The organism is Thermoplasmatales archaeon (assembly GCA_026127925.1).
Taxonomy (GTDB): domain Archaea; phylum Thermoplasmatota; class Thermoplasmata; order Thermoplasmatales; family Thermoplasmataceae; genus JAKAYB01.
The window spans coordinates 1-19,585 of record JAJSLM010000006.1; the positions used below are offsets into that span (position 1 = coordinate 1).

The window sequence follows — 19,585 nt, forward strand, 5'->3', positions numbered from 1 at the left end:
CATCGTAATCAAGCACTCAAAAAGATTGAAATCGAAATACCTCAGCATTGTACGCAGGATCGGAAAGAAGAGGGCGATAGTTGCAATAGCCAGAATACTTCTTGAAATGATATACACAATGCTGAAGAAGGGTGAGGATTTCGTTGACGAGATCGATGCCTTGACAGAGAGAAAGATGAATTCCATGCGGTTAAGGACACAGAACCCCTCTCTGATAAAGAAACTCGATGAGGTGATGAACTTTATAAATGAGAAAAGGATGAAAGATTCGCCTAACGAACTTTTTTCATAGAAGAGGCATCCTCTAATAACCTTTTAGTCATTAAATTTAGTGTTTCATCAAATAAGGGACAATAACTTTTTGATTAGTGCTTTCCCTTCCTTATGGGAGATACGGTCAAAGGTGGAGTTGTCCGCTATAATTCCCCGCTCCAGGAAGTCTCGCAAAAACTCAAATCCGGATATGATCGAAGACAACCAATCAAATCTGGCAAACTGAAATGCATCACTCTGAAGTAACGCAATGATATCCCCACAATCCTTGGTGAATTTGTCACTTAAGTGGTCCTTGTCCGGAGTGGTTTCATGCGATAGGTCATAGTGTCTGTCCCATGCCGCTTTTAACTTTAGCAGGAGAAGCATTGAGATCTCTGGGACTAAGACTTGGAACTCATGCTCAAAGGAATATGAAATATTCTTGAGAACCGTCTCGTATTCTATTTCCATCAAATTGAGCAATTTTCCCGTTCCGTGGAATTGATCCTTTTTTGGTAGAAAGTCAAGATAGATATTTCCGGAATCCAAACGCTTTAAGTATAGCGTGTTTCCTGTAGAATCCCTTTCTCTACTGTAATCCCGGGTCGAGTACAGGTGTCTTTTTAATGTGTCCTTGAAACGACCGGTCGCAATCAAATCGATATCGAGGGAATATTTCCAAGGATTATATGAGTGAACTGCCCATCCGCCTATGAGGATGATATCGCCTGGCCTATAATTTTTGTTAGCGATGCTCCAGTTAAAAATGTACATGAGCTCGTTGAATGAATTCCTGGCCAGAGTGGTCTCTCCTCCTCCTTCATTTACCACTCTTATTCACCAGATCCTTCGCGGCAATCCGTCCCTCCACACCTAATCCTGCTAGGTCCAGAATGTTCTGGCACAGGTCAACAATCCGAATGCCATTAAACATGGTGGAAGATTTCATGATATCTCTTTCGGGCACATACACCTTCAAGTGGCATCTGCCCGCTCCTCTCTCAGAAAAGGACCTGAGAGCTACCATGTCGGATGGGTTTGGGAGGTAGAGATATGCAGTATCTTCCCTCATTATGGATGAACCATATGAAACGGCAGATGAATGGGCAGTGAAAGCATAATCAATTCCAAGTCTGTTGAGATTGAGCGCAACTTCATCTATACACTGGGTTGCAGTAATGAAATTAGTGTTTATTGTCTCCAGGAGCAGACCCTCAAGGGCTCTTTCCCAGGAGACCACATTGAAAAGCTTGTCCATATCTTTGATTCTTAAACCGTAATCCACAGTTATTATTCCGGAGTCTTCAAGTTTATGAATTATGTTGTTTGTCCATCCATAGGAAACACCGGTTTTCTTAGAAACAGCAAGGATGTTTGATGGTTCATCAGTCAGTAAAAAACAGACAATTTTCCAAGCCTTTTCGGAAGTGAGTCTTGACGGGCTTGCTTTTAAGCGTTCGAAAGGGGCAGTCGCATCAGATGTAGCTGCCCTCGGTGACAAGTATTGATACAATTTTGGAGGAATAAGCAAGGTCTCTACACCCAGCCTTGTGGCAAGCTCTTGAGTGCTGTACTTCAGTGATTTTCCAGCACAGACCAATCTAATCTCCTTCTTGCCCAATAATTGTTTATTTATTAAGTGCGAAATGGCATATATTCTGTATATTACGTCTTCATTTATTCTAGACTTGATTTCAACAAGCGTCATGGTGTCTCTGGACTCAATTGCTAAATCTATCAGTAATTCCCTTTCCCCAACAGATATTGGATACGACCATTCTATTCTTGCATCTGGTGAAATCCGGAGTTTCTCAAGTATAAACTGATAAATTAGTTTTAGATCTTCATTCATCTTGTATCTGTATTCAGTGATACTCTATTAATGTATCACTGATAAGTATCAGTTAAAAGAGATATCCTAAATACCTATCAGTGATAAAAATTCAAGAAATAAAAAATAGTGGACCGGTCGGGATTTGAACCCGAGACCTCCTGCTTGCAAAGCAGGCGATCTACCGCTGATCTACCGGCCCTCTGATGAAAAACATGTAACAGGTTTAGTCAAATCTAAGTATGATTCCCCCTATTAGGTTTATTTTCATCCCTGGATTATTCGAAAGATTAAAAACCTAACACATCATTTATCTCTATGAAAAATACAACTAAGGGTATACTCGTTTCAATTCCCGCTTTCGTAATCATATTCATAATAGGTTATTTTCTTGGAGGCGGGGGAGCTACCGGAACGATAGTAGGCCTGGTTATAGGTATGTTGGCCGTTCTCATAATAATGCTTGTATTTGGCTTGATCAAGTCGCAAACAACTAAAAAGTATACGGGTAGAGAAAATCTCGTTGGCTCTTTCGGCGTTGTCAGGGAAGCTCTGACACCGGAGGGGTGGGCAATGGTAAACGGCATGCTGTGGAAAGCCAGAAGTGCGGATGGATCGAATATAGAAAAGAATGAGAAAATTCAGGTTATTGCATTGGATGGTCTAACGGTTATTGTTAGGAAACCATAATACGAATCTCTTATGATCCTGTGATCGCAATCAATCTGTAAGGGACTCCGTTCGACATCTTCAGGTCTTTTTCAACGTTTCCTGTCACCTTCAGGCCGGCTTTCATGTAAAAATCCACGATCTCTCTCCCAGTATAGAAATTTGCAAAAGAATAAAATCCCGTCGGATCTTTTATTATATCCTGAACATATGCGCACTTTCTGTCGAGTATTACTGAAATTACCTTCTTTGAAATACGATACGCCTCCTTAATCGCTTCTTCTGGCTGTTTAAGAAAACATAATGTCACATAAAAAAGTGAATAATCGAAACCCTTGTCCGGGAGCTTGGTATCATAGGCGTCCCCAAGGAATGTTTTCACACCTCTCCTTTGTGCTAATTTCAGCATCTCCTGAGAACTATCAAGCCCAAATCGTATGTTTAACGGAGCCGCAATTCTGCCGCTTCCAACACCTATTTCAATGCCATTGCCGCTCGGTATTATCGTTCTAAGGAATTCAATCTGATCGTTGTACTCGTTCCTGTGTGTTTCGTACCACCGATCGTACCTCAGATAATTTGCATCGAAGTAATCTGTAGTTCTGTCTCCCATGAACAGAGATTGTTTTCCTATTAAATTAACTTATTTGTTCTGATATTGATATCTGTTAATTATTTTCAGCAAAAAGGATTGCGATCCCGTTGCAATTAACGCTATTCTATCGGCATGTTATACTGAATGTTTTGTAACAATTCGTGGAATACACTTTGATTTATATTTCAATAAGACTTAACCATGTGTCAAATGATCATAATCAAGATGGGCGGAAGTGTCATAACAAACAAGTCAATGTATAAATCGTTCCAGTCGGATAGTTGTTATAATATTATTAAAGCGGTCAAGTCTCTAGAAACCAAGTTTATTCTCATACATGGTGGCGGCTCGTTTGGTCATATAAAGGCGAACAAATTTGGGCTTCCTGGGAAATTGAACAAAGAGAGTTTACTTGGTTTTTCTGAGGTTCATGCTGATATGGTGGACCTTAATCAGAGGGTCATTTCAATACTCAACGACCTTAAAATTCCGTCTATATCACTGCCACCATCAGTAATCTATATGAACGGTGAAATGTCACTCTTTGCTTTCAAGTATTATTCTGACCTTGGATTTGTTCCAGTGACTTTTGGGGATACATATGTAATTGGTGATAAAATTGGAATAATATCAGGGGACGATCTCGCTGTGAGGCTATCGGCAGAATTATCGCCAGAGAAAGTAATATTTTTTAGTGATGTTGATGGCGTTTATGATAAGAATCCAAAGATACATAAAGATGCAAGGCTCCTGAGAACCTTATCCGATAAAGCAACGTTTGAAATAACTGAGACCGATGTTACTGGCGGGATGAGGGCCAAAGTAACGGCCGCCATGAAGATAGCACGTTTAGGCTCAAAGGCATACATGATCAATGGTAATTTCCCGGATCGCGTGAGGGCACTCGATTCGAGTGAGTTCATAGGGACAGTGATAGGTTGATAGAAAACAGAAAGGAAGAGCATATAACAATAGCCGAAAATGAAAACGTTTCGACGGAACACAACTACTGGGACGACATAAAGTTAATACACCAAGCCGTCCCAGAGATAGATTTTGATAAGATCGATGCAAAAACGAGATTCATTAGGCATAATATTGGCGCACCAATGATCATATCTTCAATGACCGGTGGTACGGACAAAGCAAGGAAGATCAATTATAATCTTGCTGTAGCGGCAGAAAAATTTAACATCCCGATGGGCGTTGGCAGCATGCGTGCTGCAATCGAAAAACCGGAACTTTCTTCGACATTTTCTGTCATATTGGAAAGAAAGGTGCCTGTAAGGTTTGCGAATATTGGAGCCCCCCAACTTATTCAGCAATCAAAAAAACCGTTTCTTGACAGGGATATTGAAAAGCTGTTCAATCTCATAGAAGCAAATTATCTGATTGTACATTTTAATTATCTTCAGGAAATGGTGCAACCCGAAGGAGACCACAATGCAAAGGGTGTATTGAAAAGGCTGAAGGAGCTCGCAGCGAGTTATCCGGTCATAGCAAAGGAAACAGGGAACGGTTTTTCTCGTGAGGCCGCCATCGATCTTAAGGATGCTGGAGTTAAGGCTATAGACGTAGGTGGATCAGGAGGTACATCTTTTGCAGCAATAGAATACTACAGGGCAAAGAAATCTTCTGACACCGAGAAGATGAGATCAGGCATATCATTTTGGAACTGGGGGATTCCGTCGCCTGCATCAATAAGTTTTTGCAATGTGGGACTCCCCGTAATAGGGAGCGGTGGACTGAGAAACGGTCAGGACCTTGCAAAGGCTATAGCTTTTGGTGCTGTCGCAGGCGGTTTTGCAAGATCTCTGCTTAAATCGGCGGACACGACAGCTGATGAGATAATTGGCGAGATATCCTACATATTGCGGGATCTTAAAATTGCAATGTTTCTCACCAGAAGCGATAATATTAAAAAATTAAAAAAGGTAAAGTATTTTGTCACAGAGCCATTAGGTTCATGGTTGAACATTTATGAACACAAATTCTGAGGATATGCCGGTTGAGTTCAAGACAGAAACGCCTTGCCCCTCTTGCGGAAAGGAACTGTATTTCATTTTTTACCGTACAACCATAAGCTATGAAAACGCTATAGAAATAGAGACATATTTTTGCAAAAACTGTCTCTACAAGTCCACACGGACGATCCCTCTGGATTTGCTTGAAGAGAAAAAGATATCCTTCCTTGTCAGCAAGCATGACGATCTCAGGACAGTAGTGTACAGATCACAGGAGGCGCGTCTTGAACTCCCTGAATTTGGCATAACCATCGATCCCGGAGAAAATTCACAGGGAGGGATAACCACAGTGGAAGGGGTCTTACAGGATATATTGGACAAACTTGATCTTTTTATAACCCCAGAGGACGAGTCTGAGAAGCTCAATCTTCTTAGGGCCACCATCAAAGGAATTCTTGCAGGGGATAATCAGGTCTTCACTATCATTTTGGATGACCCTCTCGGAAAAAGCAAGATAGCAAGTTCTCGAGCGGTGGAAGAAAAACATCCTTAGGAAAAAACTCGATGATCGTTGTTGTTCTTTGTTATAATCCGATAGCTACATAATCAAGATTAACGAAGTTTAAATTCAGGGAACAGGAATGAATATTTCAACACTCACATACATGTTGTGGATCTTCATGATCCTCATGGGCGTCTCGTTTGCGTACATAATATTCTACGCTCGCAATGTCATAAATACACTGCATCGACTTGTTGTATACCTTCTCGTTGGTATGATGAACGGTATGTTCGTCGGTGTCCTCATATACTTGATTTTTCCAACGACCCTATCGATATATTCAGGAGTTGAAATAGCAGTATTTGCAATGTTTATAGAGATCATTCCATTCCTGCTTATTTTCTTCAGAGATGTTTCCACTGGCAGTACACCAAGACCAGCCTCGTTCATGAGATATTACGTTCTCGTTTTTGCAATTCTGAGTGAGTTGTTGATGAGCATGGATTTCAGGGTAATTCTTGACCCGGATGCTCTCCATTTACTCGTGTCTCAACCAGTGGGATTTATTGCCTCTTCCGTTTCAAGCTACTGGTTCATATTCCCAATGGCGCTAGAGATGGTACTGACTGCTTGGTTTTCTAGACGATCTCTTAGAAAGACAATTTTCGTAGTTTTTGTTTTTCAGTCCGCGATAATGTTCCTTTCTCCACCAGCAATAAACGCCACTTCATGGACTGGACCCACCATCTACCTGGCCGGAGCAGTGATGACGGCATTTTTCATATATATATTTGAAACACTCTACAGAAAACAGTCGCTTATGAGGGCTGAATCCAACTATGTCATCCTCCTCATGTGCGCATATTTGCTGATGATGGGTGGAGTCTTTATTTGGCAGATAAATCAAAGCCTGTATCTGTTCTCCATCAGCTTGGTGTTCGAGATGGCCATATATCTGCGTTCGATAACAGAAAAAGACCACTTCGACAAGGGCAGCAAGACGTACTGGCTGGCAGATAAGAGATGGTCATTTTCATTTCTTCTTACGGTTTTCATAGCAGAATTTTTCATGGGCGGAACATTCGATATGCAGTTCTTTGGCAGTTCCTTCATCTCTGGTCTCAATCTCGTTGCACTTTCTGGGAGTTTTCAGACAATTATTTCCGCCCTTCTTTATGATTTTGTTGCATTTGTGGGAGGAATAACTGGGTCGGTTTGGTTTCTCGTCATGATGGGCATAGAGATGGGTTCTCTTGTGGTATTCAAGATCAAGGTAACAAGAGATCTGGAAACCAAGGTTAGGTTAGGTCTTTTGATAGTTGCCTATGCAACCTACAGTGTTCTCATACCTAGTTTCCTAATACCCAACACCGTTAGCAATTATCCATTTCTTGGCTGGACAATGGGGATTGGATCTGGCGGGCCGGTGTCGCCGCTTCTGATCCTCCCAATGATTCTTACTTATGTTATCAGCGGTATACTTTCTTTTCTTTTCGGTTCCAGGCAGTTGTGCTCGGTATTCTGCACGGCCCCTTTGATGTATCAGGGCACGTTCTATGATTCGATGAAGAAATTTAACAGATCATCAAATGGTGCAAAATCGATAACATCATTCAATAAGACTGGGAGTCGGATATACCGTGTAGTCTCTCTTACTGTATACGCCTCAATTATTGGTACCGCTGTTATATCCTATCTGGATTCCATAGGAAAGATCAGTCTCTATATTTTTGGCGCAGATCCTGAATACTTCCTTTACATATTCTATTTCGACATACTGTGGTACGTTGTTTTCATAACAATGCCCTATGTCGGATCCTACGGGTGTGTCAATACAGGATATTGCCACTGGGGGAATTTTAACCGTTTCATATCAAAATTTGGCTTTTTCAGGCTCAAAGTAAAGGATACGAATCAATGCGTCACCTGCAAGACAAAAGATTGTGCCCAGGCATGCCCGGTTGGCAACTATGGGCAACCAGGCAGTTTCATATCAAAAGGGGAATACAGAGATGGAAGATGTATAGGTATTGGCGACTGCGTGAATGCGTGCCCTTATGACAATATATTTTATTATGACGTAAGGCACTGGATAAAAGAAAAAAAATCAGTTAGAAATAAGTGAATCTACATTTTCTTGCCTTTTGGGATGCCCCACAGGCAGCGAAAATAATCCCAAAACAATCTCGAAATATATGAGCATGGATACCATCATAGATAGCCCAAGCACAAACCATGACAACCCGAAAGGTCTGACGACTAAGGCGGGAATTACTAGGCCGACAGCGGATATAATTATTATCAGTATTAACAAAGAGAAGAGTTTCCAATCTGTCCTTTTGAACGATGCTCTTTTCCTGTACATATAACCGAAGGCAAATATGATGACGAACAGCATAATTATTGCATATGCTATCAGTAGAGGTATCACCGCAGCAGATTTTCCAAACATAGCAGGATCAGCGATCTGCATCAGAAAAATTGAGAAGGCAATTCTTTTTTCAATCGCCTTATTAAGTGAAAGCATGAGAAAAAAAAGCATTTCAACAAGCATCGGTGCAAGGAAAAGGTAACTTGTAATTGCATTTCCGAAATACGATAAAAGACTAACAAAATCGACGGTGCCTGAGAACGGGAACGCGAGAACCCTGAGAAATACCCCCATAGACACCTCATTCCAGACAAGAAAAAGGGCGAAGGCTATTATCTTTGGCCTGCTGAGATTCTTGGCTATAGGTTTCATTGTAATTTCCCAAAGCGCATACACAATTACTGCTGTCATAGCCAGCATAGCGATGCTAACTGCCAGGACAACGCTAAAAAAAGAGGGAATGGTAACGATATAGTATACAAGTGCATCGAGCATGCTGCCCATCATTGTCAGCAAAATAAGTTCAAGGGAATAATTTCTATTAGTGAGATTGTGAGCATTCTTGATAATGAAGCTTATCAACCACACGATAAAGGGTGCCATTAGTATTTCAGTCAGTATAACATAGGGCAGATTATCCATTACAGAGGTATTTTGACATATTATAATTAATAATCCATTGGATGATTCTTTTTTTACTAAAATTTCCTCTCTTTCGTTAATGTCCCCTTTCTAGAGAGAGAAATGTATTAATTATATGTTACTAATATGTTAAACATGAATCTTAAGGACTTTTTTTATAAAGATGGCGTTCTTATGCTTCGCCGTATCTTTCTCGTGACCTTCATTGTGGAGATAATACTTTACATAAGTATATCCTCACTTGATTTCCATAGTAGCGTCCTCGTCGGTTCACTAAATACTGAGAGGCAGTCAATATACTCTATGGGTCTTGTTGGTATGATATTCGAAATCTTTCCACATAACCTAATGGTAGCTACAATTGAGTTTATCCCAGTTATCGGTTGGCTATTCTTCGCGCTTTCAACTGTTACCACATCACTTGTCATAGCAGCAGAGGGCTATGCGCTGTATCATTCTGGTATTTTGATATTCCTTTCTCTGGCCCTTTTGCCGGATACATGGATAGAACTCCCCTCCTACGCGATAGCCTTCAGCACCAGCGTATATCTCTTTTACTCCCTGATAAAAGGAAGGAAGTTTTTAGCTGAACGTGCCAGAAAGATACTTTACATGTATCTCTTCATGGCGCTCGAACTTGCCATTGCTGGTACATTTGAATCGGTGGAGATAGTCCTTTCGGGACCATCCGCCAATAACGTGGTTTACCCTCTTATGATGTGGATACCAGCGGTTCCCGTAATATTCCTCCTGATAATGCTTTACAGGCGTATAAACCGTGATGAATATAAGCCGAAGGGCAAGGATATCGATACATTTAGCTTTGAAAACGTTTGAGTTCTCAGATGGTACATATCCGATATCACCAATATGTATTTCATTATAGTTTTTTCTTATTAAGAAATCTTAGTCGGCGGACAAATTAACATCGAGTTTTATATATCCTATAGTCATATTCTACCAGGTGCAAGTATTTTATGGCGGCTGTTAGTTTAGAAACTGCTATACTCGCGGTAGCTGCTGCTATTGCTATTGCTGGTGGTCTTATAGGTACTGGTATGGCTCAGCAAGGAATTGGTGCGGCGGGAATGGGAATAATAGCTGAGAAACCTGAGAAATTTGGTCAGGTTATATTCTTCTTCGTTATTCCTGAGACGCTATGGGTAATTGGGTTTGCTTTAGGTTTTATACTTCTCAAGAACATCCTTTAAGGTTATTATGGCACTGGAAGAAATCCTGAAGGACGTTGAACAGAAAGGCCTGGAAGAGCGTGAAAAGGTAATTCGATATTATGAGGATCAGTTTAGTGTCCTGAAAAAGAAGCAAGATCAGCAGGTAGCGGATCTCACGGAAGAGTATGAAAAGAGATTTGCAGATGAGAAAAGGGTTGTGGAACGTTCGATACTCAGTTCAGCCGAGATGGACAGCTTCAAAATAGTAAGGACAAAAAAAAGTGATCTTGTAGATGAGGCAGTCGGAAGAGCACAAATGTACTTCTTTGACCTTATCGATAGGAAAAAAGAATACTCTGAGATCCTTAATAAAATGGTTGGAATCGCAATTGGATCACTTGGCCAGGACTGTGTTATAACAATATCCAAAAAGGACACCTCTCTTGTAAAGAACAGGACGAAACTGCACTTCAGCTACGCGAAGGACGATCTACACGGTGGCATCATAGCTTATTCGAAAGACGGATCTATGGAACTCGATCTCTCTTTTCCAACAGTTTTTGCAAATATTGCAGATTCGATCGCTGCAAAGATTTCAGACCACATAGGTGATTAATTTGAACGCTTCGTACACCGGGGCCTATGGGAGGATAAGGGCATATAGTTCCGAATTTCTGAGCGAGGAAACATTCAGAGACTTGCTTCAGGCAAAGAACGTCGAAGACCTGTCTTCAAAGCTATATTCAACACTCTACAGAAGCGACATGGACACATTCTCCGCAATCAACAAGGGCCTCGATCTCATAGAACTCTCACTGAATCACCGGCTTATAATGAGAAATAGGATCGCACTGTTTGCTGCGCCTACGCCTGCAAGGGACATAATAAGATCCTATCTCTCGAAGTGGGACGTCGAGAACATAAAGTCCATAATCTCGGCAAAATATATGGGATACGGAATAAAGGATACTGAGAACTTTCTGATAAGCTTCCGGGATATTCCTCTCGGACTGTTCGGGGGAAATCTTACCCACGACGATTTCAAGGTGTTGCTGTCTAAAGATACAATTGAAGATGTTGTTAATTATCTTTCAAATTTTGGATATGGCCAGTTCATGCTGCAATACATGGAAAGGTATAGGAAATCGGGGGACGTAGGGATACTTCTTTTTGCCCTGGATAATTATTACTATCTCCACATTTTCGAATCGTTGAAGTTCTTCAACGGGGATGAAGGGCCGGTTAGATCCTTTTTTTCGGATACGGTAGATCTGAGAAATGCCATGATTATCCTCAAAGCAATATCATTGAATGTTGAATTTGATAGAATCAAAGAATCTCTCATACCATTCGGAACAGTCCTTATTTCTAAGCTTCAGGACGCTCACCGTACTGGAAATATAAAACAGGCCGTTTTAATGATCACAGGCAATCAGGAGATAGCTGGTGCGATTCCTGAATCTGGCACTAAGCTTGGAGACATAGAACTAAGCCTCAGAGAGCAGATGTTAAGGAAATATATATCCATATTTTCCGAACAGGCACTATCTGTATCATTCACCTTTGCCTTCATAATCAAATCAGAACTGGAGCGTGAGCGTATACGCTCTATTGCAATGGGAAAATTCTATACGCTTGATGAAAAAACAATAAGCCGAATGGCAATGCCTTAGAGGGAGATAATCCAGGTATGATTAATGGAAATTTAAGGATGAATTTATCTTTAAACGAAGGAATGTTTAATAGCGTTAGTCTTAGATCACCGTATACTTTGTCAAGTAATTCGAACGGCTGTCATTATACTGGAGGCAACATCTATGCCTGATCCTGTTGAACCAAAAAATAAATCAAAAAATCTTAAGGTAGGTAGTGTTGCGGTTGTAGGCGAAAGAGAACTTGTCTTGGGTTTCAGGCTCCTTGGTATAAACAGTTCATTCATAGCGGATAAGGAAGAAGGGGCCTCCAAACTTATGGAATTAGTTAGAGAAAAGAAGTATTCGCTGATCATGGCTTCCGAAAGCCTGAAGGAATACCTGGACAGCAAGACAGCAAGTTTGGTGGATATGTCTACGGATCCACTGGTTGTCTTCATACCTTTGCCAGGTGGAAAGGACATAGAATCCGTATCGGATTTGGCCAGGCGTGTGCTTGGGATTGAAATAAGGGGATAAACAATGGGAATAATTGTAAGAATTTCTGGACCTGTCGTGATTGCCGAAGATGTAGAAAATGCAAAGATGTTCGATGTCGTACGTGTTGGAAAACTGAAACTCGTAGGGGAGATTATAAAAATTGTTGGGAATCGATCCACAATACAGGTGTATGAGGATACGAGTGGCATACGTCCCGGTGAGGATGTGGAAAACACGGGTAGACCCCTTTCTGTTGAGCTCGGTCCTGGGCTTCTGAAATCCATCTACGACGGGATACAGAGGCCTCTTGATGTTATCAGGGAAAAAAGCGGGAATTTCATAGGAAGAGGTATAACTGCGCCTTCTCTCGACCCCAACAAAACTTGGGACTTCAGACCAGTTGTAAAGAAAGGAGATGAGGTCGTTCCAGGGAAGATTCTTGGAACTGTTCAGGAGACCGGGATAATCGAGCACAAGATAATGGTTCCTCCAAACGTTTCAGGTAAGATCACAAAGATATCTGAAGGGAAGATGACTGTAAACGATACAGTAGCGGAGATCACAAGCGGCAAAGACAAATTTGAAGTAAAGATGAAACAGGAATGGCCTGTAAGAATTGCAAGGCGCGTGCTGAGGAAGCTACCGCCGGAAATTCCGCTTGTAACTGGGCAGCGTGTCATAGATACATTCTTCCCCGTGGCGAAAGGTGGGACAGTTGCAGTGCCGGGTCCATTCGGATCTGGAAAATGCGTTTCTGGAGACACTCCTGTCATCATGCAGGATGGCAGTATCAGAAAAATAGGGGAAATTTTCAGTCAATACGACGATGGTATCACATCGGGCAACGAGAAAATCATAGTTATGCCAGAAGGCATTGGGCTGTTCTCGTTCAAGGATTCGTGCGTGGCCAAAAGCCGCTCTTCGATAATATATCATGGAAAGAGCGATTCGATGGTATCGATCAGGACAAGATCCGGAAGACGAGTGAAGGTAACTCCAGTGCACAAACTTTTCTCTGTTGGAAGTGATTCAAACATATCCGAAGTCATGGCCAAAGATCTAAAGGAAGGAGATAGAATCCTATCCGTCAATAAGATAACCATTAATGCAGAAGACAGTATCGTTCGCTTTTCTTCAAACGGCGACGAGCACGCTATTCCGCAAAGGATGAATCCTGATCTTGCCGTCTTTCTTGCAATATTCTTCTGTTCCGGGAACATCAACGACAATAAGTTATCGCTGAAACCTCGCCTGGGTGAAAGGTCTCTGCTAAACCGTGTAGACCGCCTGTTTGGGCCGACGGTTATAACTGAGAATTCATCTGAGGGTACGATAGTTATAGAGAGCAAGATAATTTCAAGTTTTGTTAGAAGTATAGCTCTGGATCAGGAAGGGAGGAAGATCATTCCGGAATCTATAATGACTTCATCCGATGCCTCCGTCAGTGCGTTCGTGAACACTGTTCTCGAAACCTCTTCAGATGAGAAAGTGAATTTTGAAAATGCTGAATCTCTTGATCAATTTTCATATCTTCTTGCTCGCCTTGGTCAATTCCATACACTATCTTATGAAAATGATTCATTCTCGCTTCATGTTGAGAACAGTTCAGCTGAAAGTATATCTGTAAGTTCGAATAATGGCGGATTAACCTTGTCACAAATTCTTTCCGAAGAAGCTGACACAATGGTTGCAGATAGTGGTGTTTTCGCCGATGAAATCATCGAAATCTCTGTCGAAAATGGAGAGTTTGACGTCTATGATTTCTCACTTCCCGATGATAATTTCAACTTTATTGGCGGGCATGGCGGTATAGTTTTGCACAATACAGTTGTTCAGCACCAGCTTTCAAAATGGGCAGACAGCGATATCGTAATCTATGTTGGATGTGGTGAACGGGGAAATGAGATGACAGAAATACTTTCGACTTTCCCGGAACTCGTTGATCCAAGGTCCGGAAAACCTCTGATGGAGAGAACGGTCCTGATTGCAAACACCTCGAACATGCCGGTTGCTGCCAGGGAGGCCAGTATCTACACTGGAATAACCATAGCGGAGTATTACCGTGACATGGGATATGATGTTGCGCTTATGGCAGACAGTACATCTAGATGGGCAGAAGCCTTGAGGGAAATTTCAGGAAGGCTTGAGGAAATGCCAGGCGAAGAGGGGTATCCCGCATATTTGGGCAGGAGACTCGCCGAATTCTACGAGCGTTCCGGGAACTCGATCGTTCTTTCAGATGATTCAAGGCATGGATCAGTAACGATAGTCGGAGCTGTTTCACCTCCAGGGGGGGATATATCCGAGCCCGTTTCTCAAAACACTCTGAGGGTCACCCGTGTGTTCTGGGCGCTCGATGCGTCACTTGCTTCGAGGAGGCATTTCCCATCCATAAACTGGTTGAACAGCTACTCTCTATATCACAAAGATCTGACGACTTGGTTCGACAAGAACGTCGCAGAGGATTTCACGAAGCAGTTTGGAAGTGCGATGGAGCTACTTCAAAAGGAGGCAGAGCTCCAAGAAGTTGCTCAGCTGGTTGGTTATGACTCCTTACCTGATAGGGAGAAAAACACTCTTGATATAGCGAGGATGATACGGGAAGATTTTCTTCAACAAAGTGCATTTGATGACATCGATCAGTACTGTTCCCTGAAGAAGCAGTACCTTATGCTTAAATCTATACTGTCTCTTGGGAATGCTCAGTCTCGCACTATTGAAGGAGGCGTACCTATAACAACCCTTCAAGAAGCACCGGTCAGGTCCATGATCTCAAGAATGAAGGAAGTTAAAGATTCTGAGATCGATTCTTATTATGAGAATCTTCAAAGCGAGATAAAAAAGGAAATAGATTCATTGGCGGAGGCTAAATAATGTCGCTTATAAGTTATAAAACTGTTAACCAGATATCGGGACCACTTGTTTTTGTCGAGAAGGTGAAGGATGCCGCCTATAATGAAATGGTTGAGATAGAGCTTGAAAATGGAGAAAAGAGGATGGGACAGGTTTTGGACACAAGCTCGAATCTGGCTGTGGTGCAGATATTCGGCTCAACGACTGGTCTCGACGTTAACAACACGAAGGTGAAGTTTCTCGGATCATCCGCTAAAGTATCCGTATCTGACGAGATGCTCGGCAGGGTATTCAACGGGCTCGGAGAACCGATAGATAACATGCCTCGCATACTCAGCAAGGAGAAGGTAGAAATCGTGGGAAACGCAATAAATCCTTATTCACGTGAGGAGCCATCAGAGTTCATTGAAACTGGAATATCCACGATAGATGGAATGAACACGCTGGTTAGAGGGCAAAAGCTTCCTATATTTTCTGGATCAGGGCTGCCTCACAATATGCTTGCGGCCCAGATAGCAAGACAGGCCAAGGTTCTCAGCGGGAGTGAGAGTTTCGCGGTCGTTTTCGGTGCCATGGGTATAACCAGCGAGGAGGCCAATTACTTCATAAGCGAATTCACCAAGACTGGAGCTATATCAAGGTCCGTCCTTTTCCTGAACCTTTCATCTGATCCGAGTATGGAGCGAATTATACTCCCGAAGGTTGCGCTTACAACTGCAGAGTACCTGGCGTATGAAAGGGAGATGCACATCCTGGTCATCCTTACGGACATGACTAATTACTGTGAGGCGCTGAGAGAGATATCCTCAGCGCGTGAAGAAGTTCCAGGGCGGCGCGGATACCCGGGCTACATGTATACCGATCTGAGCACGATATATGAGAGGGCAGGAAAGATAAAGGGTAAGAATGGGTCCATAACTCAGATACCTATACTTACAATGCCAGGTGATGACATAACGAATCCTATCCCGGACCTTACAGGTTATATAACAGAAGGCCAGATAGTAGTTAGCAGGGAACTTGAAAGGAAATCAATCTACCCACCGATAGATGTTCTTCCATCCCTCTCAAGGCTCATGAACCAGGGAATAGGTAAAGGAAGAACGAGGGAGGATCACAGGGGTGTTGCGGACCAGCTTTATTCAGCTTATGCCAATGGAAAGGACTTGAGGTCACTGAGTGCAATAGTCGGGGAAGAGGCACTCGGGGCTAACGACAGGAAATATCTCAAGTTTGCGGAAAACTTTGAAGGAAAATATGTAAATCAGGACTTCTATGAAGATCGGACGATAGAAGAAACGCTCTCTATCGGATGGGATCTGCTTTCTGATCTTCCAGAGGCGGATATGAAGAGAGTGAAGAGAGAATTCATTGACAAGTACGGAAAATGGGGAAAAAAGGATGCCACGACTTGAAGTTAAGCCCACAAGAATCGAGCTTATCCAGATAAAAAAAAGGATCAAGCTAGCGACAAGGGGACTCCATCTCCTGAAGATGAAACGTTCATCCCTTGTCATGGAATTCTTCGCCATAAGCAAGCAGGTGAGCGGAATGAGGGAGAATCTTCGAAGCGATGTTGGAAATGCGCTCAGCACGCTTAAGTCTGCAGAGATAATTTCCGGAACGATGGAACTTGAACGCATAGCCTATATGTCTGCAGATTCTACGGTTGAAGTTGGATTGAAGAACGTGATGGGTGTTAAGATACCGGAACTCAACAGTGAGTACAGCCCGACGATTCTTTCCAACCTTTATCGATCCACTTCTGTACCGGCGCCCATAAACGATGCTATAGGCATGTTTGAGATTGTCTACAGGCAAATACTGGAAATTGCGGAGAAAGAAAACTCAATGAGAAAATTGCTTATAGAGATCGACAAGACCAAGAGAAGATCTAATGCTATAGAAAATATTCTTATCCCTGAATTGAGCTCAGTTGCCAGGTATATACGAGGCAGATTGGACGAGATAGAACGTGACACATTCACAAACCTTAAGATGATAAAGAAGAAGCTTATGAAAAATGGTGAAGCAATATGATAAAGCCGTGGATGAAACCTTACCTGAAATACTCGGATTACAAAATAACAAGCAGGGATCTCGAAGAGAACACGAATCTCAGGCGTTTTATAAAAATAAGGGCAATAGTCTTTATTCTCAATCCGGTAATTGCAGCGACACTGCTGATGCTTGTTGCTTTCGGGGTGATATGAAGTGGAAGATCTTGAGTCCTTGAAGGCGATAAAGGGAAGGGAGGATTCCATAACCAAGGAAACCGAGGAAGTCCAACGCGAGTACGAAAAAAAACTGGAGGAGCTCAAGTCTTCGCTTTCGGAAGAACTGGCAGCTGCTGAAGAACGCCTCAAGAATAAATTCCAGAGCGATATTGAACAGGTTAGGGAAGAGACTCAGAAAAAGGCAGATATCATTGTTGAGGAAAGCAGGGCAAAAGCAAATAACATGAAGATAAAAATCTCGGATGAGGACATAGAAAAGTATGTAAACGATTCTGTTTCTGAATTCTTGGGGTCTTTATAATGGTTCTAAAACCAGAGAAAATGGTTAGAATCAGGATCATAGGATCCAACTCCAGAAAGGCAGATATCATATCTGCGTTGCACGACGTTGGCATAATACAGCTTGAGAACGTCGATCCTGAGGTTTCAAAGCTTCTTTCTCAGCCGAGGTCATCAGACATTTACAAAAAGGTCAACCAGTATCTTCAGAAATTCCGCGGATATGAGAGCGTTCTCCCAGCCATAAAAGTGAAGGAGAAGAGAAATTTTCCATCCCTCGAAGATCTTTTGAAAGAAGCTGAATCGATAAACCTCGATGACGAGATAAAGACATTGAAATCATCCGAATCAGATATCATGGCCGAACAGAAGGAAAATAACCGGAGAATGGAAATTGTTGATAGCTTCATCAATATAAATTACGACCTCTCAATTTTCTCTGGTTCTTACCTGATCTCATACCTATCATCCGGAAAACCTTCAAGCATCATAAAAGGAATCTTGAAAGAACACCTTAGTGAAGCCACCGTGATTGTTCTTTCGGGAGAAAAGTGCGTGATAACTATCCCGGAAAAGTTAGATTCCGATCTTGCAAAGATCGCAAACGATAACGGGTTTAACATAACCCACATCCCCTCGATGTCTGGAACTCCGACACAGTACCGCGAAGTGCTGCTTTCCAAGAATAAGGAGACCCAGGATAAGCTTGATAAAATAAATGAACAGCTGGCCAGACTTTCGGATAAGTATTATGAACGCATCGCACAGATTACAGAGCAGCTGGAAATAGAGAACAGCAAGCTTGAAGTTTCAGAGAAACTTGCATCAACAAAGGACGCATTCGCACTTGAGGGTTGGATACCTGAAAAGTATTATGAAGGCGTCGCAGCGCTTTTGAATGATGCATCAGAGGAAAAAGTGATTCTGAGCAAGGTAAACTCGGACGAGGATCCGCCAACGCTGTTTGACAATCCAAGGAGGTTCAAGCTGTTTGAATTTTTCATTCGCTTCTATTCGCTTCCAAAAGAATACGAGATCGATCCAACACTTATTTTCGCAATAATATTCCCTGTATTCTTCGGCATAATGGTCGGGGACTGGGGTTATGGGGTCGCGATACTCGCCATTGCGCTATGGATGAAGAAGAGGATCCTTAAACCATCCGGCAAGTCCGTGGTTCCAAAATTCCTCAGGCAGTTTGTATTAAAGATGTTTGGCGCAAACGCTTTGCTTGTACTTTCCCGGGCACTTATTCCCGCTTCCATAGCTGCGATTGCTGCTGGTCTTCTCTTCAACAGTTTCTTCGGCTTCCCTCTCCTTCCTGTGACAGTGTTTTCCACACTCCAGCCATTTACGGCCCACATCGGTGCATTCCCTCCGACTCCTGTTGTGCTAGTGCCAAGCACCGTTACCCTACCCAAGCTTTTGTTAATTAGCGGCTATATCGGTCTAGCAGTTGTCTCTTTCGGCCTAATCCTGGGTGTATTCAACGAAGCTGCCAAAAAGAAAAAGAAGGGCGTTTTTGGCAAAGTTGGATGGCTTGCATTTGCCTGGGGAATATCCATGTTCGGCCTCAATTTGATCCACACCTCGACCTTCTCGCTGGGCTTCGCATCAACTGCTTCTATAATCTACACAGTTACTCTTGCATTGATTATAATCGGTATCGCTATGGTGCTTCTCACACTCGGTGGAGAAGGAGCGGTAGAATTGCCTTCTATGATAAGCCATATACTTTCGTACACAAGAATTCTGGGCATCCTGCTTGCATCCGTGATTCTGTCTTATATAGTTGATTTTATATTTCTCAAAGGACTTGTGAAATCTCCCCTTTACGCGATTGTAGGGATTCTCATACTTTTAATAGGCCAGACATTCATTCTGTTGATCGCTATTCTGGAGCCAGGTATACAGGGCGCAAGGTTGATTTATGTGGAATTCTTCTCAAAATTCTACGAAGGCAACGGGCACTATTTTCATCCATTCTCCTCTCGCAGGAAATACACAGTTCCAAAATTTTCTCTGCAGTCTGGTAAAAGGTGAAACTGGTATCGTTATGCACGAGATTTATATTCTTTTTAGA

Annotated in this window: 21 protein-coding genes and 1 tRNA gene; 17 read left to right on the top strand and 5 right to left on the bottom strand. The window is 42.3% G+C overall.

The window, feature by feature from the left end; translation table 11 throughout:
• The coding region (locus LVQ96_06240; GenBank protein MCW6170754.1) for a hypothetical protein at window positions 1-292 on the top strand (292 nt) is incomplete at its 5' end.
• A gap of 47 nt (window positions 293-339) precedes the next feature.
• On the opposite strand, the gene LVQ96_06245 is transcribed toward LVQ96_06240, so the two are convergent.
• The 3 genes from LVQ96_06245 to LVQ96_06255 all read right to left on the bottom strand — a co-directional run bounded on the left by LVQ96_06245 (window position 340) and on the right by LVQ96_06255 (window position 2,288).
• Window positions 340-1,086, bottom strand: a complete 747-nt coding sequence (locus LVQ96_06245) for a hypothetical protein (protein MCW6170755.1) — start codon at window positions 1,084-1,086, stop codon at window positions 340-342.
• Window positions 1,076-2,107 carry a hypothetical protein gene (locus LVQ96_06250; protein ID MCW6170756.1) on the bottom strand — a complete coding sequence of 344 codons (1,032 nt, stop codon included), beginning with the start codon at window positions 2,105-2,107 and terminating at the stop codon, window positions 1,076-1,078. Before LVQ96_06250 ends, LVQ96_06245 begins: the two co-directional genes overlap by 11 nt.
• Window positions 2,108-2,216: 109 nt before the next feature.
• Window positions 2,217-2,288: transfer RNA gene (locus LVQ96_06255), tRNA-Ala, on the bottom strand.
• A 116-nt stretch (window positions 2,289-2,404) separates the two neighbouring features.
• On the opposite strand from LVQ96_06255, the gene LVQ96_06260 reads away from it, so the two are divergent.
• Window positions 2,405-2,776 (top strand): hypothetical protein, encoded by a 372-nt coding sequence (locus LVQ96_06260; protein ID MCW6170757.1) that lies wholly within the window; start codon window positions 2,405-2,407, stop codon window positions 2,774-2,776.
• A 10-nt stretch (window positions 2,777-2,786) separates the two neighbouring features.
• On the opposite strand, the gene LVQ96_06265 is transcribed toward LVQ96_06260, so the two are convergent.
• A complete protein-coding gene (locus LVQ96_06265; GenBank protein ID MCW6170758.1) occupies window positions 2,787-3,368 on the bottom strand; it encodes a class I SAM-dependent methyltransferase in 582 nt (193 codons plus the stop codon).
• Between the two features lie 192 nt (window positions 3,369-3,560).
• Between LVQ96_06265 and LVQ96_06270 the strand changes: the two genes are divergently transcribed.
• The 4 genes from LVQ96_06270 (at window position 3,561) to LVQ96_06285 (ending at window position 7,941) form a co-directional block, all read left to right on the top strand.
• Entirely contained in the window at window positions 3,561-4,292 is a 732-nt protein-coding gene (locus tag LVQ96_06270; GenBank protein MCW6170759.1) for an isopentenyl phosphate kinase family protein, read from the top strand.
• Window positions 4,289-5,347 carry a type 2 isopentenyl-diphosphate Delta-isomerase gene (gene fni / locus LVQ96_06275; GenBank protein ID MCW6170760.1) on the top strand — a complete coding sequence of 353 codons (1,059 nt, stop codon included), beginning with the start codon at window positions 4,289-4,291 and terminating at the stop codon, window positions 5,345-5,347. Before LVQ96_06270 ends, fni begins: the two co-directional genes overlap by 4 nt.
• A complete protein-coding gene (locus LVQ96_06280) occupies window positions 5,331-5,867 on the top strand; it encodes a ZPR1 zinc finger domain-containing protein (protein ID MCW6170761.1) in 537 nt (178 codons plus the stop codon). The genes fni and LVQ96_06280 overlap by 17 nt, the downstream gene beginning before the upstream one ends.
• Window positions 5,868-5,955: 88 nt before the next feature.
• The gene (locus tag LVQ96_06285; protein MCW6170762.1) at window positions 5,956-7,941 is read left to right on the top strand and encodes a 4Fe-4S dicluster domain-containing protein; all 1,986 of its coding nucleotides are present in this window, start codon (window positions 5,956-5,958) and stop codon (window positions 7,939-7,941) included.
• Here the strand turns inward: LVQ96_06285 and LVQ96_06290 are convergent.
• Entirely contained in the window at window positions 7,924-8,829 is a 906-nt protein-coding gene (locus LVQ96_06290) for a hypothetical protein (GenBank protein ID MCW6170763.1), read from the bottom strand. The two genes, LVQ96_06285 and LVQ96_06290, sit on opposite strands and share 18 nt — an antisense overlap.
• 135 nt (window positions 8,830-8,964) lie before the next feature.
• Between LVQ96_06290 and LVQ96_06295 the strand changes: the two genes are divergently transcribed.
• The 11 genes from LVQ96_06295 to LVQ96_06345 all read left to right on the top strand — a co-directional run bounded on the left by LVQ96_06295 (window position 8,965) and on the right by LVQ96_06345 (window position 19,545).
• Window positions 8,965-9,666, top strand: a complete 702-nt coding sequence (locus LVQ96_06295; GenBank protein MCW6170764.1) for a stage II sporulation protein M — start codon at window positions 8,965-8,967, stop codon at window positions 9,664-9,666.
• A gap of 140 nt (window positions 9,667-9,806) precedes the next feature.
• The gene (locus LVQ96_06300; protein ID MCW6170765.1) at window positions 9,807-10,040 is read left to right on the top strand and encodes an ATPase; all 234 of its coding nucleotides are present in this window, start codon (window positions 9,807-9,809) and stop codon (window positions 10,038-10,040) included.
• A 7-nt stretch (window positions 10,041-10,047) separates the two neighbouring features.
• Window positions 10,048-10,617, top strand: coding sequence for a hypothetical protein (locus LVQ96_06305; protein ID MCW6170766.1), 570 nt, complete (start codon window positions 10,048-10,050; stop codon window positions 10,615-10,617).
• A gap of 1 nt (window position 10,618) precedes the next feature.
• Complete coding sequence (locus tag LVQ96_06310; protein MCW6170767.1) at window positions 10,619-11,674, top strand: V-type ATPase subunit; 1,056 nt, start codon at window positions 10,619-10,621, stop codon at window positions 11,672-11,674.
• Between the two features lie 144 nt (window positions 11,675-11,818).
• The gene (locus tag LVQ96_06315; protein ID MCW6170768.1) at window positions 11,819-12,172 is read left to right on the top strand and encodes a V-type ATP synthase subunit F; all 354 of its coding nucleotides are present in this window, start codon (window positions 11,819-11,821) and stop codon (window positions 12,170-12,172) included.
• A gap of 3 nt (window positions 12,173-12,175) precedes the next feature.
• Window positions 12,176-15,007 (top strand): V-type ATP synthase subunit A, encoded by a 2,832-nt coding sequence (locus LVQ96_06320; GenBank protein MCW6170769.1) that lies wholly within the window; start codon window positions 12,176-12,178, stop codon window positions 15,005-15,007.
• Window positions 15,007-16,401, top strand: coding sequence for a V-type ATP synthase subunit B (locus LVQ96_06325; GenBank protein MCW6170770.1), 1,395 nt, complete (start codon window positions 15,007-15,009; stop codon window positions 16,399-16,401). The genes LVQ96_06320 and LVQ96_06325 overlap by 1 nt, the downstream gene beginning before the upstream one ends.
• On the top strand, window positions 16,388-17,026 hold the full coding sequence (locus LVQ96_06330; protein ID MCW6170771.1) for a V-type ATP synthase subunit D: 639 nt from the start codon (window positions 16,388-16,390) through the stop codon (window positions 17,024-17,026). The genes LVQ96_06325 and LVQ96_06330 overlap by 14 nt, the downstream gene beginning before the upstream one ends.
• Window positions 17,023-17,199, top strand: a complete 177-nt coding sequence (locus tag LVQ96_06335) for a hypothetical protein (GenBank protein ID MCW6170772.1) — start codon at window positions 17,023-17,025, stop codon at window positions 17,197-17,199. Before LVQ96_06330 ends, LVQ96_06335 begins: the two co-directional genes overlap by 4 nt.
• A gap of 1 nt (window position 17,200) precedes the next feature.
• Window positions 17,201-17,524: a hypothetical protein gene (locus tag LVQ96_06340; protein MCW6170773.1), complete on the top strand. Its 324-nt coding sequence runs from the start codon at window positions 17,201-17,203 to the stop codon at window positions 17,522-17,524.
• Window positions 17,524-19,545, top strand: a complete 2,022-nt coding sequence (locus LVQ96_06345) for a V-type ATP synthase subunit I (GenBank protein MCW6170774.1) — start codon at window positions 17,524-17,526, stop codon at window positions 19,543-19,545. The genes LVQ96_06340 and LVQ96_06345 overlap by 1 nt, the downstream gene beginning before the upstream one ends.
• Window positions 19,546-19,585: the final 40 nt, after the last annotated feature.